The 16,021-nt window shown below is 46.4% G+C and carries 9 protein-coding genes; 4 read left to right on the forward strand and 5 right to left on the reverse strand.

Annotated elements, in window-relative coordinates; translation table 11 throughout:
- Positions 1-58: 58 nt before the first annotated feature.
- Positions 59-3,274 carry an MMPL family transporter gene (locus MHH56_RS31440; protein ID WP_339205455.1) on the reverse strand — a complete coding sequence of 1,072 codons (3,216 nt, stop codon included), beginning with the start codon at positions 3,272-3,274 and terminating at the stop codon, positions 59-61.
- Positions 3,275-3,301: 27 nt separating this feature from the next.
- Positions 3,302-3,742, reverse strand: coding sequence for a MarR family transcriptional regulator (locus MHH56_RS31445; RefSeq protein ID WP_076266311.1), 441 nt, complete (start codon positions 3,740-3,742; stop codon positions 3,302-3,304).
- A gap of 227 nt (positions 3,743-3,969) precedes the next feature.
- On the opposite strand from MHH56_RS31445, the gene MHH56_RS31450 reads away from it, so the two are divergent.
- Positions 3,970-4,533 (forward strand): FAD-dependent oxidoreductase, encoded by a 564-nt coding sequence (locus tag MHH56_RS31450; RefSeq protein ID WP_339205456.1) that lies wholly within the window; start codon positions 3,970-3,972, stop codon positions 4,531-4,533.
- 156 nt (positions 4,534-4,689) lie between these two features.
- Complete coding sequence (locus MHH56_RS31455; RefSeq protein WP_339205457.1) at positions 4,690-7,326, forward strand: EAL domain-containing protein; 2,637 nt, start codon at positions 4,690-4,692, stop codon at positions 7,324-7,326.
- Positions 7,327-7,435: 109 nt separating this feature from the next.
- On the opposite strand, the gene MHH56_RS31460 is transcribed toward MHH56_RS31455, so the two are convergent.
- Positions 7,436-8,353, reverse strand: a complete 918-nt coding sequence (locus tag MHH56_RS31460) for a hypothetical protein (RefSeq protein ID WP_339205458.1) — start codon at positions 8,351-8,353, stop codon at positions 7,436-7,438.
- A 285-nt stretch (positions 8,354-8,638) separates the two neighbouring features.
- Between MHH56_RS31460 and MHH56_RS31465 the strand changes: the two genes are divergently transcribed.
- Positions 8,639-10,384 carry a methyl-accepting chemotaxis protein gene (locus MHH56_RS31465; RefSeq protein WP_339205459.1) on the forward strand — a complete coding sequence of 582 codons (1,746 nt, stop codon included), beginning with the start codon at positions 8,639-8,641 and terminating at the stop codon, positions 10,382-10,384.
- Positions 10,385-10,464: 80 nt separating this feature from the next.
- On the opposite strand, the gene MHH56_RS31470 is transcribed toward MHH56_RS31465, so the two are convergent.
- Positions 10,465-12,486 carry an ABC transporter ATP-binding protein gene (locus MHH56_RS31470; protein ID WP_339205460.1) on the reverse strand — a complete coding sequence of 674 codons (2,022 nt, stop codon included), beginning with the start codon at positions 12,484-12,486 and terminating at the stop codon, positions 10,465-10,467.
- A 22-nt stretch (positions 12,487-12,508) separates the two neighbouring features.
- Positions 12,509-14,254, reverse strand: a complete 1,746-nt coding sequence (locus tag MHH56_RS31475) for an ABC transporter transmembrane domain-containing protein (protein WP_076266316.1) — start codon at positions 14,252-14,254, stop codon at positions 12,509-12,511.
- Positions 14,255-14,782: 528 nt separating this feature from the next.
- Between MHH56_RS31475 and hmpA the strand changes: the two genes are divergently transcribed.
- Complete coding sequence (gene hmpA / locus MHH56_RS31480) at positions 14,783-16,015, forward strand: NO-inducible flavohemoprotein (RefSeq protein ID WP_339205461.1); 1,233 nt, start codon at positions 14,783-14,785, stop codon at positions 16,013-16,015.
- Positions 16,016-16,021: the final 6 nt, after the last annotated feature.

Below are 16,021 nucleotides of genomic sequence, written 5' to 3' on the forward strand. Positions count from 1 at the left end.
GGTTATCGCATAGGTCTTTGTCATGCACCAAAGACCCTGGATAACCCTGCTTTATTAACTAGTGAGTTGAATCATGCGAAACATGGTGACCCTTAAGCGTTTGACCGCTATGCAAACGATCCGTTTTCTCAGCATCCTGTTTGCGTCCCATAAACGGCCACCAGTTAGCAGGACCGAAAGTGCGTACCATAACTGGAATGAATAATGGAAGCATCAACAATGCATAGATGAACAGTCCACAAAGCACAATAGTTGCAATTTGCAGGAGTGACATCACTCCTGAAGGAAGCATCGCTGCGAATGTTCCGCCTAGAATAACGGCTGCAGACATAATAACCGTACCCATGTTTTTCATCGCTTCCAAAATGGCTTCCTGAGGCGACAGATGGCGGTATTCTTTAAAGCGATCCATCAAGAAAATACTATAATCAATTCCTAGTGCGACGAGCATGACGAACCCGAAAAATGGAACCGCCCAGCTAATTCCCGACTGCCCAAGCAGCCTTACGAATATGACTTCTGCAATCGCCATTGAGGAATAGAACGTAACGAGAAGCGATGCGATCATATAAAGCGGCATGACGATCGAGCGGAACAAAAGGATAAGGATAATTGAAATGCCGATGAGCATGAGAATAACCGTACGCGAATAATCCGACGCTGAAATATTGCTCAAATCGTTATTCATACTCGTTACACCGCCGACAGCTACCTGTGATCCGTTATAATCGGTGTTTTGAATCGCGCGGTGAACAGCTGCTTCCAGTCCGTCGATTTGCGCCATCGTTTCCTGTGCATACGGATTGCCTTTAAATATGACATCGAACTTCGCTGTTTGGCGATCCTCCGACATATACACATTAAGGGCAGCCTGAAATTCCTTGTTCGCAATGGCTTCCTCTGGAATATAAAAGCCCGTCATTTGCTTATTCGGCGATTCCGCTAGACTATTCAAATATCCGCCCGCGGATGTGAGTCCATCGGTTACCTTCGATAAGCCATCAACGCTTTGATCCAAACCGCCGGTCAATTCGCCCAGCTGATCGTTTAGCGATGCAAACCCTGCCTGCAGTTCCTTCTGTCCATCTGATAGTTCATTAAAGCCCTGCGTGACACCAGGCAGCTTCGATACAATTTGACCTTGGCCTGCGGCTGCCTGCTCAATTCCTTTTTGCAGTTCTCCAAGTCCTGCAGCAAGCTTGCCAAGACCCGAAGCTAGCGCCGTTTGCCCTTCACTTGCTTGCAAGAAACCGGCATTCGCTTGTGTCATTCCCGCTGAAATGCCTGTCAGCTGCTCATTAAGCTGAGACAACTGCCCGCTGATTCCTGCTGCTCCTTGCTGGAGATTTCCAAGAGCAAGCATGGTTTGTTTAAAAGTCTCATCGGTTTGCAGCTCTGGGTGACTTTCCTGAAGTGCAGTCAGACTTTGCTGTACGCCGGATAACCCGCTCGCAAGCTTCTCCTGTTCAGATGCAATCGCGCTATATGCACCTGTAAGCTTTCCAAGACCGCCGCCTAGCTGCTCGTAGCTGCTAAGCAATTTACGGCTCGCGCCTGCCAGCTGCTCCGCACTCGCCTGCGCCTGCTTCAAGCCCTCGCTAAGCTCTCCCGCACCTGCAGATCCATCCTGCAGCCCTTGCTGAATCTTCTTCAAACCTGCGCCAAGCTGTACAATCCCAGCCTTCAGCTCATTCGTACCATTAACGAGCTTACCGGCGCCGTCAACAGCTTCATTTAATTTCGGCTTATTCTCGCTTAACGCGCTGCTTGCCTCGGAGAGACCATCACCGATTTTGCCCAAGCCTTCGCCGCTTTGACCAAGCCCACTCTCAAGGGTGGTAACTTGATCTGCCACGAGAAATTGCTCCATTACATCACCTGTCGGACGAGTTGCACTGCGAACGGCCTTGATGCCTCCAGAATTCGCAAGCTCGCGGCTGATTTGCTCTAGTACAGCAAGCCCCTCAGGTGTGTCCATCGGTTTATCAGCTTTGACCACAACGGTAGTAGGCAGTGAATCACCAGGTCCAAAGCTATCCGCAATAATGTTGAACGCTTTAACAGAGTCATATTTATCGCCAATCTCATCCAGCGAGTTGAAAGAGATTGTGCCTTTATACGCTGTAAGGAAAGGTACGATAATTACTGCCAAAATAACGAGCGCCCACAAAGGGCGTTTTAGTGAAAACTTACCCACTGTACCCCAAAGCTTGCTCGGCTTATGCTCAAGCGAGCCTTTCGCCGGCCAAAACAATTTTGTACCCAGCACCGCCATAAAAAACGGCACGATCGTAAACAATGCGATAAGCAGTACCGCAACACCAACTGCAACGGCTACGGCAGAGCGGTAAAGCATAAACGTCGAGAATCCGATTGCTGAGAATCCCACCAACACAGCTAAGCCAGAAAATAATACGGTTCTTCCTGCAGTACGGTAAGTTTGAACAATCGCTTCTGTCTTGTTGCCGCTGCTATGCGTCAACTCTTCCTTGAAGCGGCTAATGAGCAGGATGCAATAGTCTGTGCCGATCCCAAATAATACGGCAACCAAGAAAATTTGCGTGAAGTTGGAAAGCGGAAAATCAAAATATTTGACTAAAAACGCAATAACGGATTGTGATATTAAATAAGTAAATCCAACGGCCACTAGCGGTACGAGTGGCGCAATCGCAGAACGGAATACAACAAACAAAATAATTAAAATAAATCCAAGCGTAATAAACTCGGTTTTCTTAAGCCCTTCCTGCGAGCTTTGTACAACATCCTCAGAAATAAGCCAGTTCCCTGTATAATAATGCTCCACTTTCACATCTGAAATCGTCTCATAGAGACCGTCTCTCAGCTCAGCAAGCTCACGGTCGCCAGCCTCGACATTAACGAGCGCAAGGATGGTGCTTCCATCCTTCGATACCATTTGCTCCTCAAGCTCTTTGGTATCAAAATGAGTCGTCACGGAGAGAACCCCGATAGCCTCGCCTTTGCTCTTCAGCTCATCGATTCCTCTCTTCACTTCCGCTAAATCGGCATCCTTCAGACCGCCGTCCTTATGGAATACAAGTACAGTTGGCATTCCGCTGCTGGCGCCTGCATTATCGCCTCCGCCAATCGATTTCTCCAGGTCCCTGGCGACTGACGAAGAATAACCATCAGGCACGTTGATTTGCCCTTTCGTACGAACAAGCTCTTCCATATTCGGCGCGCTGAGCATTAAGCCTACGGCAGCAGCAAGCCACAATATAAGGACAAACCATCTAAATTTCAAAACGGTTCTCATCTTTGTTCCCCCTCAAATATAATAAAACTATGGATTCATCATTTCTTTAGCAAGCTTCTCGAAGGTTTCGATAAAACAGTTCGCTTCCTGCTCTTCAAAACGATTAATGTATTTGGCCAGCAGCACTTGTATCTTATCCTCCATGAGGTCGCAAACCTGCTTGCCTTCCTCGGTTAGCGCTAAATAGATGACCCTGCGATCCTTCTCATCTGGAAATCTTTGAATCAAGTTTTTATCAAATAATCGCGTAATGATCGCGGTTATTGAGCTTTTGCCCACGCAAAAAATGTCCGCTAATTCGGATGATGTGCTCATTTCCTTCGAATGCAAATAACGTAGTGTCGCAAACTGGTCTACCGTTAGATCATCTGGCATTAACTCGCGGATCATCGCATTTAATCGACGGTTTACAAGAAAATTAGCCGCTTCGTAGCGATCGATGAGTTGTTTCAATGATGCTCGATCCACACTGGTGTCCCCCTTTATGTAGTTTCTAAATATCCACGAAATTAATTCTATTATGAAACAGTTCGATAATAGAACTATATCAAACGATTTTATTTAAAACAACGCCTTATTTTAGAATATATTGTGAACAGATGTGAACAAGAGAAGGACAAGCCATTTGCTTTTTTCAAGCTGCCGTTTATATACTAGTGAAGTAATCAAACCAACCATTATTGGAGGTATGTCGTATGTACGATATCGTTATTATTGGTGCTGGTCCGGCTGGAGCAAGTGCAGCCATTTTTACTGCAAAAGCAGGAAAAAAGACGCTCGTGTTTGAGAACAACAAAGGAATGACAAAACGCGCTTGGTTCGAGAACTACTACGGAATATCAGAAATTGGCGGCTCTGACCTTGTGGATACAGGCAAACGACAGGCTGAGAAATTCGGAGCAGAGTTCAAGGAGGAAACCGTACAAAATATCGTTGCCATCACTGACGGCCTGCGGGTGGAAACAGACGGCGGAAGCTATGAAGGAAGGCATGTACTTATTGCAACAGGCGTTTCGACTGAGCTGGCTGAGCATATCGGGATCTCTACAAAACCGGGTACCGAGCCTCGTATCAAAACCGTTATTGCGGTCGACGCGGCTGGTAAAACGAATATTGACAACATTTGGGCGGCAGGAACGGTTGCTGGCGTAAGCGTGCATGCTGTCGTTACTGCAGGGGATGGGGCAAAAGCTGCCATTAACATCATTAGCGAATTAAACGGCGAACGTTATGTGGATCACGATATTTTAAAGGTTTAACAGTATCTTCCTGAAACAAAAGCAGGATATTAGAAAAAATTGTCGAATAACAGGGAAAATAATCAAACTCTTTTTACGTTCCTAGCCTTGTCAGGGTGCTTCGGCACCCTTTTATTTGAACGTAAAAGGTTTTGTCACACTTCCAGGAGGCCGACGGTGAGCAACCCATTGTTTCAGCAGCACAACAAACAATTGACGATTGCTTTCGCATTTGCCTTATGTGCGCTTCTTGCGCTAATCGCCGAGTCGAACCATTTTCAATTTTTGTATGGCATTACCTTTTCATTAACGAGTCTATTTACACTTCTTGGCTTGCGATTATTCGGTTACTGGCCAGGACTCTTAATGAGCGCAGTTGTCCTATTCCTAGGCACTTTTTTATTAAAGCAGCCCCTCTTTCATTACATCATCCTTATTGAAGCTGCCTTTACGGGCTTGCTTCTTCGCAAATACAAGAATCAACTGTTTGGGATTGACGCCGTTTTCTGGGTTCTAGTCGGAATGCCCACTATCTATTGGTTCTACTCCTTTCATTCAACGCTCATAACGCAAGATTTGCTTCTTATTGCAGGAATTATTGCCATGAATGGCCTATTTAACGCACTGTTCGCTGAGATTATCTACCAGTACGTGCCACTGCGCAAATGGAGTGGGTTTGCCCGCTCGCAGCAAGGACCAAATTCCTTCAGCAAGGTACTGTTTCATTTCTCCATCGGTATCGTATTCCTTTCGTTTTTACTCAACATTTTCATTAACAGCTTGAGCTCAATTAAAGAAGTAAGTCTATATGCCGAGCGAATCTCCTCGATCGAAGTCAATCGCATTTCAGAATCATTGGATAAATGGCAGGCGGTTAGCACAGATCTAGATAAGCAAGATCAGATTGCTTTCCTTCAACTAGCCCTTGGCAAACATTTCGGGAATTCTATCATATCTGTGACGAACGCCGACCATAAAGTTATTGCATCCAGCGCGCCTGAGACTGTAGGTGAAATGCTTGATTTCTCCAAAGAAAGCAGCATTACTCCCATGAACAAAAAATCGTATTTAGTCATGCCTGACATAAAAAAATACTCTTGGCATTTCCAGACCTGGTATGATGGAAATTTGATATATAAAGATAAACTTCAGGCAACAGATTGGCTTGTTTACATTGACTTTCCCATTAAAAACCATCAAAAATATTTGTTTTCCAAATATTTTATTCATTTTGCTTATATGATCGGGCTTGCCTTCTTTGCCGTCATTCTAGCGTATCTCATTAATTGGTGGCTCTCTCGCAGTTTAACTCGGCTAGCGAGAGCAACAACGAACCTTCCGCTAAAGCTTCAGGAGATGAACACATTGGAATGGCCACGAAGCAGCATTGTAGAAATTCATTCGTTGATTGCTAATTTCAAACATATGTCAACCAATCTCATTCACATGTTTCAAGAATCGCAGCGAAGCAACGAGAGGCTGGAGGCTCAAACTTATTTATTGCAGCAATCGGAGGAAAGACTGCATCAGCTTGCCTATTACGACATGCTGACTGGTCTGCCGAATAGGCTGCAATTCACACTCCATTTTCAAGACATGATCACTATGAACGCTGCTATGAAAAAACCGATAGCCATCATGTTCGCTGACATCAATCGCTTTAAGCAAATTAATGATACGCTTGGACATGCTGTAGGAGATATTTTGCTCGGCAAGGCAGCAGAACGCTTCGGAGCAGCGGTGTTTGATGAATGCAACGTCTTCCGATTGGGTGGAGACGAGTTTGTATTTGTCGGACAGTATGAGAATGAAGATGAACTTGCTGCAAATGCCCAAGCCGTCGTAGATTCCTTCAATGAGCCTTTTATGATCGACGAAACGCTGCTTTATTTAACCGTTAGCGTCGGCGTTAGCGTGTACCCGCAGGATGGCGGCGATATGGATACCATTATCCGAAACGCCGATATTGCTATGTATAGCGCCAAAGAGCAAGGTGACGGCTGCTACCGGTTTTTCAAGCCAACGCTGGTGTCCGCGATGACAGAGAAGATGCAGATCGAGAACGGGCTTTATAATGCGCTGCAAAACAAACAGTTCTCGCTACATTATCAGCCAAAAATAAATGCTGCAACCGGCGAGCTATGCGGCATTGAAGCGCTCATTCGCTGGCGTCATCCCGAGCTTGGCATGATTCCGCCCGATAAGTTTATTCCACTTGCCGAGCAATCAGGTTTTATATTAGATATTGACAGCTGGGTCTTCCATGAGGCCTGCCGGCAAAATAAAGCTTGGCAGGATGAAGGATTGCAGTATATATGCGTCTCAGTGAACATTTCAGCAAGACATTTCTACCAAGGAAACTTATCTGAAATGATCGTCAAAGCGTTAAAGGACACCGGCCTTGATCCGCAATATGTAAGCCTTGAAATTACTGAAGGTGTATTTATGCGGAATATGGATCAAGTGATCGAGACCATTCTTTTCCTTCGGGGGCTTGGCATTCAAATATCAATCGATGACTTTGGCACGGGTTATTCATCCTTGAATCAGCTGCAGCGCCTGCCTATATCAGACGTAAAGCTGGATCGTTCCTTTATTCAAGGCATTACGAATGACGAGAAAAAATCATCGATCGTCAAAGCAATTATTGAGCTTGTACATAGCATGAATATGAAGGTTGTTGCAGAAGGCGTGGAGACGATTGCCGAATCGAATTTCTGTACGGAGCTGCAGTGTGATGAGCTGCAAGGTTATTTATTCAGTAAACCGCTGCCGCCACAGGAGCTGGCACTCCTTCTCGGTAAGAATGAATAAGCGAGACAACAGACATGAAGGAGCTGCCTCAAGGTCATAGACCGCGGAGCAGCTCCTTCATCTTTTTAAAGTCTACACGGACTTATTGAATATTTCGCCTACAAAACTGTTATGCAGTTGGAGCTGGAGTTGCTGCTGCGGAGGTATCCGTTGTGGATTCACTTTTCACTGCAGCATCACTCGGACGTTCGCCACGCGGTCCTTTTCCGCCGTGTCCACCCTTGCCATGACCTCCACGCGCTGGGATTTCTCCATTTACATGTTTTGTTGCATGATCGACAGCCTCAGCCAGCTTCGTATCATATTGCTCCTGCGTAATCGTTCCCGCTGCCAGCTCCTCCGCCAACTTCGCTTTTTGATCCTTTACTTGCACGTCAATGATCACTTGGATCGCAACACCCTTCTCCCCAGCGATTGCTGCCAAGGTCTTGCCTGATTCAAGCTCCGTCTTTAATACATCTGCCGTTATGCCTAGCGCTGCAGCTATGCCATCTACGTTTTTCTCAAAACCGCCTCCTCTTTCACCACCGCCGCCATGTTTGCCAAAACCTAATCCTTTGGAATCAAGCAGCTTCTCCGCCTGTGCAGCAGCATCCGGCTTTGCTTGCTGTTGTCCAGTTTTTGCAAGCTTGTCTGCTTCTACTTTTGCGTCAGGTTTCGGATTAGCTGCTTCGGCTGCCTCCAGCCATTCAACAAGCTTAGCCTTAAGATCAGCTCGCGTTTTCCCGCTCGCGACTGCAACCTCTGCCAGCGTTGACGTTTGCAGCTTAGTCTGAAGCGCCGCTTCATCGAGCCCTAAGTACGTTATTAACTGTTCCTGTATTTGTTGAAAGCCGCGTCCGAAACCGCCATGTCTGCCTTCATGATCCTTCTTAGCTGTGCTGCTATCTGCTTGTGCACCTTGCTCTTGCTTTGTGTCGCTGCTTGCTGCTGCCGCATTTACATATTGGCTAGCCCATAGGCCTCCGCCCCCTAAGGCAAGCGTTAGCGCAATAGCACCTGCTGTTATAGCTTTTGCTCTCTTCATTGAATATTCCACCTTTCGCTTTCAAATTTGTTGTTACAAGACCTAGCATAGACAATAAAACTTAAGCCTCCTTTAATCCCCGCTGAATGTTGGCTGAAGACATGCTGCAATTGAACACTTTTCTAACATAAAGCCCCGTATTTCTCTAATAAAAGTTTGTTATTGTAATAACAGATGTCATTCATTGAATTGTAAAAAAATGGACTGTATTGTTACTATTCATTTTTCGACATAATTCGACGATAACTTATCTTATCTTAACTTTTCATTATGGGGTGTGATTGCATGTTCCGAATTAAGGACAGAAGTTTAGTCGTTACCAGCTCCATCGTATTAGCCATTCTCCTCGTTATTGTCATTAGCGTCACCGAGTATTTATCCTACAGCTCGCAGAAAAAATCCTATTTAGATGAAATTGAACGGATTGGACAAACGCTTGGTTATCAAATCGAAGCTGGTCATGATCTGGTTACTTTTGGATACAACGAAGTATCCGCTGGGCGTGATACCAATAATGCTACGTTCAAGATGCTTAAGCTGCAGCTCGACGTCATGATTAAGAACGATATCGTCGCAAATGCATATGTGTATATGCCTGAGGTGATTGAACGCGACGGAAAGAAATTTATAAAGATGATGCAGAGCAATGAGTCTCTCTCCGCCGCAGGCCTTGGTCCTGGAGATGAGTATGAAATGAGTGACGAGTTCGCTGGTAAAATTGATGATGCCCTAAATGAGGGATCAGCTTTGACTGAAGTCGTTACAGATGAATATGGGCAGTGGATTTCTTATTTAGCCCGCGTAAAAGACCCAAGCGGCAAATTAATCGGCATATTTGGCATCGACGTTGATTTCAAACAAATTGATGATGCCTTAAATCTTATGTTTTGGAAAAGCATAGGGATTGCAGCGCTGCTAGCCTTTATTGCCATACTTATCATTGTTGTACTCGTAAGAATGACGTTGAAGCCGCTCAAACGACTTGCGGAAGTATCCTCATTAGCAGCGAAAGGCGACTTGACGCTTGCCGTTGCGGTCAAAGGAGGCAATGAAATAGCTCAAGTTTCTATCGCCTTTAATGAAATGATCGCAAGCCTTCGCCAGCTTACAGGCAGCATTCGAATAACATCCGATGAGGTGGCTGGCTCGGCTTTCAACATGCAGCAGAGTGCAGAGCAGACCTCCCGTGCGACTGAAGAAGTAACCGAGGCTATTCAAGAAGTTGCCTCCGGCTCTGAAACACAGCTGCAAAGCTTGCAAGAGTGCCAGCGCGCGATGACAGAAATGACGATCGGCATTCAAAGAATTGCAGAGTCGACTTCTTCTGTATCTGATCTGGCAGCGGACACTACGGCAATGGCTACGGAAGGCGAGACCGTTATTGATCAAACATTGCATCAAATGAATACTATCGAGTCCAATGTAGTCGAAACGGTAACGACCTTGCATGAGTTGAAGGAGCAGAGTGACAAAATTGGCGGCATCCTCGCCTTGATCGGCGATGTAGCCAATCAGACTAATCTGCTTGCGCTTAATGCATCTATTGAAGCGGCGCGTGCCGGCGAGCACGGCAAAGGTTTTGCTGTCGTTGCCCATGAAATCCGCAAGCTGGCTGAACGCTCCAAGGAATCCTCCGAGCAAATTGGAACTATACTGCATAGCATCGGAAGTTATGCTGCAACAGCCGTTTCGTCAATGGAGCAGTCTGTGGAAGCCGCTCGTTTCGGCTCTAACATCTCGGCGCAAGCCGGCGAGTCCTTCCGCTCTATCGTTACTTCCATTCGTGATGTTTCCAGTCAAGTACAAGAAGTATCCGCAGCGTCGGAGCAAATGTCAGCTGGCAGCGAGCAAATTGCAGCTTCGCTAGATGCGCTTGAGGGCATAACGGCTAATTCCGCAGGAAACTCGCAGCGTGTCGCTGCGGCGTCAGAAGAACAGCTTGCTTCCATGCAGGAGGTTGCAAGCTCCTCCGAGCAGCTGCGTAATTTAGCTTCTACCTTGAATGAGGCGATCAGCCGCTTCAAGACCTGATGTACTAACAAACGATAATATCTGCCCAAATAAAAAAGGCTAAGCGGGATGACTCTCGCTTAGCCTTTTTTTGCCGTTTTCTATGATGCAGATGCTGCGCCGAATTGCAGCTGATACATCGCGTAATATTTGCCGCGATGCTCCATAAGTTCATCATGGCTGCCTCGCTCCACAATGACGCCGCGATCAAGCACTAGAATTTGATCTGCACTGCGAATCGTCGACAGGCGGTGCGCGATGACGAACGTCGTGCGGCCCTTCTTCAGTACATCAAGCGCCTCTTGAATGATCGCTTCGGTCTCTGTATCGATGCTGGCTGTTGCCTCATCGAGAATAAGAATAGCGGGATCATAAGCAAGCGCCCTTGCAAAGGAAATCAGCTGCCTTTGACCAGCAGACAGTGTGCTTCCCTTCTCAATAACAGGTGCATCAATGCCGCCTTGGAACTGACTGAACATGTCGTAAGCGCCAACGTCACGCAGCGACTGTACAATTTTCTCGCGGCTAATCTCTGGATTATCAAGGCTAATGTTCGATGCGATCGTTCCGGTAAATAGGAATGGGTCCTGAAGAACGATACCCATATGCTGCCTTAGCAGCTGCTTCGGCATATCGCGTACATCAGTGCCATCTACGATGATCTTGCCCTCATTCGAATCGTAGAAACGGAACAACAGATTAAGAATCGAGCTTTTGCCTGAGCCGGTATGGCCTACTAGCGCAACCGTCTGGCCTTGTTGAGCGTGGAAGGAAATATTTTTCAGCACATATTCATCCTTCTTATAAGCAAAAGAAACATCCTCGAACTTAACATCGCCCTTATATCGGTCCATTTTGCCGGAAACGACATCGATTCCTTCCTCGTCCATCAGCTTAAATACTCGCTCTGCAGATACGCGTGCCGTCTCGAGATTGGATAGCTGGTTTACGATACCAACGATCGGCGCAAACATACGGTTCATATAATCAATGAATGCGTAAAGCACGCCGACCGATACCGCTCCGCGGAGTGAATCGCCCCAGAACATAATGAGTACAATGAGGAACAATGTATTCCGTATAACATTGACAAGATTATGCGATGTTACCGAGTTGAGGCTGAGCAGCTTGTTTTGATATTTATAATAATGCTCATTCATTTCCTCAAATTCCTTCGTCGTTTCCTTCTGACGGCGGAACGCCTGGATAATCGTCATCCCTTGTATCGATTCATTGATCATTCCGTTGATTTCACTCAGCTTTGATCTAATGATACGGTTATAACGAGCAGCGAATTTCCGGTAAACGATAATCCAAATGATGAGGATTGGCACAAGCGGCAAAGCCAGAAGCGCCAAGCGCACATCAAGCAAGAACAAGGCTCCATAAATAGCCACCATATAAATAACACCTGTAAAGAAATTCGCCAGTACTGCGACATACAGCTCGCGTATAGCTTCTGTATCATTTGTCACCCGCGAGACAACCTGCCCAGCTGATAAATTATCATAATAATTGACCGGCAGCCGCTGCGTGTGAGCAAAGATATCCGTACGCATCTTGCGCACGATACGATTCGCTGACGTTTGCAGCATTAGCCGCTGTCCGTAGGTGAAGACAGCTACGAGCAGCAAAAATCCGAAATACATAGCTGCTAGCCTCATTAACGCCGGAAACTCCGGCTTATAGAAGGAATACAGCTCTTGTGATGTAAGCTGTGTTACTGGATACGAGACCGTTTCGCCTGTTTCCTTGTTTGTCACCGCGAGGTTGTTCCCCTCTACGACACGTTTGCCTTGATCGGATGCCAGCGCATCCTCCAGCCAATAAAATTTGCGTCCAACCTGCAGCACGCGAACCTCCTTGCCCTTCTGTTCCGAAGCGGCAAAGTGATCCTCGCGCTTATACCATTTATCTTTATAAAGAACCGCATACTCTTGTTTTGCTTCGACTTCATGCCATTTCTTCTCGATGCCGAGAATATTCTGGTCAATCATCCGTTTTGCAATTAGCGGTCCTGCAAGCTCTGCGCATACAGCAAGCACGAGCAGAAGAAGCGCAAGCAGGATCGGTTTTTTATAAAGCATGGCGTATTGAAACAATCGTTTTCCTGTGTTGCCCATTGCTCTTCACGCCTCCAATTTATTACGTTTCAATAATAGCTTCAAGCTGCTGACGATCATACTGCTCGCGATACCAGCCGCCCATCTCCAGCAACTGCTCATGCGTGCCTTCTTGCACAATTCGTCCTTCGTCGAGCACGATAATCCAGTCCGCATGCTGTACTGCGGATAACCGGTGCGTCGTAATGAATGTCGTCTTGCCTGCTCTTTCTGTACGGATGCCCTCAATAATCTCGGATTCCGTCTTCCCGTCAACAGCTGACAAAGCATCGTCCATTAGCAATATTTCCGGATCGGCGATAAGGGCACGCGCAATACTTACGCGCTGCTTCTGTCCGCCGGACAATGCCACGCCTCGTTCGCCTACCATCGTCTCTAGTCCATCCGGCAAAAATTTAATATCTTTGGCGAATGAAGCCCGCTCGAGTGCTCGCTGCAAATCGGCGTCTGTGCCTTCTTTTAGGCCGTAGAAAATATTTTCGCGAATCGTCTTCGAGAACAAGATAGGCTGCTGCGGCACATATCCGACCCAGCCCAGCATGTCATCAATTTTCAAGCTGCCAAGCGGCTCTCCAGATATATGAATACTGCCGCGTCCTAGCGGATATTCGCGAAGCAGCTGCTTCAGCAATGTAGTCTTGCCGCTGCCTGTTCTACCTACGATACCAAGCGTCTGCCCCTGCGATAACGCAAAGGAGAGATCCACCAAGTTATCGACTTGGGAGGATGGGTAACGGAATGTCACATTTTTGAATTCAACGGACGTTGGTTCATCTACTTTCACCTGCGTTGCTGCATCAGCAACATCAGGCTTATAGCCAAGTGTTTCACTTACACGATCGAGCGAAGCATTACCGCGCTGCATAATGTTAATAAGCTCACCGATAGCAAACATCGGCCAGATCAGCATACCAAGAAACACGTTGAAGGATACGAGCTCCCCGAGCGTAATTTCATTATGGAATACAAGATATCCGCCATAACAAAGCCCGATCAAATAACTTGTTCCAACGAGTATTTTCATCGTCGGCTCGAATAACGCGTCGATGCGCGCAACAGCAATATTTTTGTTAAGTACTTCATTTGTTTTGGCGCTGAAACGCGCTTCGCTTGCTTCTTCCTGAACGAATGCTCTAATGACGCGAACACCAGATACCGATTCCAGCACCTGATCGTTCAAATCGCCAAATGCGTCTTGCGCGTCCATGAAACGTTCGTGAATTTTTTTACCATAATGCTTCATCGCAAGCGCCATAAGCGGCAGCGGCAGCAATGCGGCAAGCGTAAGCTTCACGCTTATCAAGCCTGCCATAACAATTAGAATCGTAATCATAAATAAGGTCGAATCGATTAGCGTCAAAATACCGAAGCCGGCTGTCTGCGCAACTGCTCCTAAATCATTGGTCGAGCGTGCCATAAGGTCGCCCGTCCGATTGCGTTCATAAAAGGTGGGGGTCATTCGTAAAAAATGTCCCATCAATCTCGACCGCAGCAGCTTCTCCAGCACGAATGCTCCGCCAAACAGCTTGTAATGCCATATGTACGTAATGACATAGCCTACTACCGTTAGTGCGATCCAGCCGTAAAGAACGCGATTAAAATCGGCTTGACCGAGTAAATCCTGATGTATGCCATCAATCGTATAGCCAATAAGCCAAGGCGGGATGACATCAATAATTCCTGTTAGAACTAGAAGTGTTATAGCAACCGTATAACGCTTCCAATGCAATTTAAAAAACCAACTTAATTTTTTGAGTACACTAAACATGCTTCTCTACCACACCTTCCGCTATCCATCCAAGCTTCGTTTACCTTCGATTTACTCCCGAGAACACAAAAAAAGCGTGTCGTCGTAACGACACGCTTCTTCCCCTCAAAAAAACGCGACTTAGAACATAGTCAAGTCTCGCGAGGTCATAGAAAAGGCGCATAATTACGATGACGTAATCATGCGCCTCTGATGATGGGGTTTACCCTTAATCAAAGTGAAACAACGCGCGGATGGATTACGTTATTCATGTTCAAATGATGGTTATTCTTCGCTGCAAATTGATTGTAATCGTAAGTGTTCATGTAACGTAACCCTCCTCTCGCTAAAATATATTAGTCACTTTACCATCCATAGAAATTACTGTCAATACCGATTGGTAAAAAACAAAATAAACTACTATCTGTAGAGAACCCTCTAAATGTCACAAATCGTTGCAAATTGCTGTGATCCTAATCACAGGGCTATGTGCATTCTAAGGTCTATACTATGCATATTAGATGCAAACAGACATTGGAGGGGTTATTCATGTTAAGTGCACAATGTATTCAAATTATTAAATCTACGGTTCCTGTATTAGAGGTTCACGGCGTGACGATTACGAAACGCTTCTATCAGCTTTTGTTCACCAATCATCCTGAGCTCCTGAACCTGTTCAATCATGCTAACCAAAAACAAGGCAGACAACAGGCCGCGCTTGCCAATGTCGTTTATGCAGCAGCGCTGCATATCGAGAACCTTGCAGCTATTATTCCGGTTGTGAAGCAAATTGGACATAAGCATCGCAGCTTAGGAGTGAAGCCAGAGCACTATCCGATTGTCGGCAAATACTTGCTGATGGCGATTAAAGATGTGCTTGGAGAAGCTGCTACGGATGAAATATTAAATGCATGGGCGGAGGCTTATGGCATAATTGCGGATGCTTTTATAAGCATTGAGCAAGAAATGTACGAGAATACTCATTCGCAGGCGGGCGGCTGGGAGGGCTTTCGTGCTTTCCGAGTGGCGCGGAAGGTGCAGGAGAGCCATGTAATCACTTCTTTCTATTTGGTTCCGGAAGATGGCGAATCCATTGCAAGCTTTGAACCCGGCCAATACGTAAGCGTCAAAATCAAAAAGGACGGCGTTGAACGCACGCAAATACGCCAATATAGCTTATCCGATGCACCTGGAATGCCTTATTACCGAATCACTGTAAAACGCGAGGATGCTTATCTAGACCGTTCCGCTGGCGAAGTATCGACCTACCTGCACCAGCATATTGTTGAGGGTGCCACTTTATGGCTATCCGCTCCTGCGGGAGACTTTATTCTGAATAGAGCGGATGAGCGTCCTGTCGTATTGCTAAGCGGAGGTGTTGGGCTCACGCCGATGCTCAGCATGTTAAATACACTAACCAAACACGATCCTAAGCGTCAGGTAACCTTTATACATGCCACTCAGAACGGTGATGTCCATGCCCAGAGGCAGCAAGTAAGCCTGCTTGCGAGCGAGCACCCTCAGATCTCTCTCTACTATTGCTACGAGAAACCGACGGAAAGAGACCTGAAAGAGCAGCTTTTCCATAAGGAAGGTTATATCGATCTGCCTTGGCTGCAATCCATTATTGCGGATACTGACGCTGCATTTTATTTCTGCGGTCCGACTCCATTCATGGCGGCAATTAATCGTTCTCTACAGCAAATGGGCGTTGCAGATTCGGACATTCACTATGAATTTTTTGGTCCCTCAGCCAGCCTGGAACTTGAAACGATAAGCTAGCTGCTC

The organism is Paenibacillus sp. FSL K6-3182, assembly GCF_037976325.1.
In the GTDB taxonomy this organism is placed as follows: Bacteria; Bacillota; Bacilli; order Paenibacillales; family Paenibacillaceae; genus Pristimantibacillus.

Bases quoted from the DNA above. Each gene is read 5' to 3' on its own strand.
- MHH56_RS31440 (WP_339205455.1), bottom strand. From the start codon at position 3,274: ATGAGAACCGTTTTGAAATTTAGATGGTTTGTCCTTATATTGTGGCTT.
- MHH56_RS31450 (WP_339205456.1), top strand. From the start codon at position 3,970: ATGTACGATATCGTTATTATTGGTGCTGGTCCGGCTGGAGCAAGTGCA.
- MHH56_RS31460 (WP_339205458.1), bottom strand. From the start codon at position 8,353: ATGAAGAGAGCAAAAGCTATAACAGCAGGTGCTATTGCGCTAACGCTT.
- MHH56_RS31465 (WP_339205459.1), top strand. From the start codon at position 8,639: ATGTTCCGAATTAAGGACAGAAGTTTAGTCGTTACCAGCTCCATCGTA.
- MHH56_RS31470 (WP_339205460.1), bottom strand. From the start codon at position 12,486: ATGGGCAACACAGGAAAACGATTGTTTCAATACGCCATGCTTTATAAA.
- MHH56_RS31475 (WP_076266316.1), bottom strand. From the start codon at position 14,254: ATGTTTAGTGTACTCAAAAAATTAAGTTGGTTTTTTAAATTGCATTGG.
- hmpA (WP_339205461.1), top strand. From the start codon at position 14,783: ATGTTAAGTGCACAATGTATTCAAATTATTAAATCTACGGTTCCTGTA.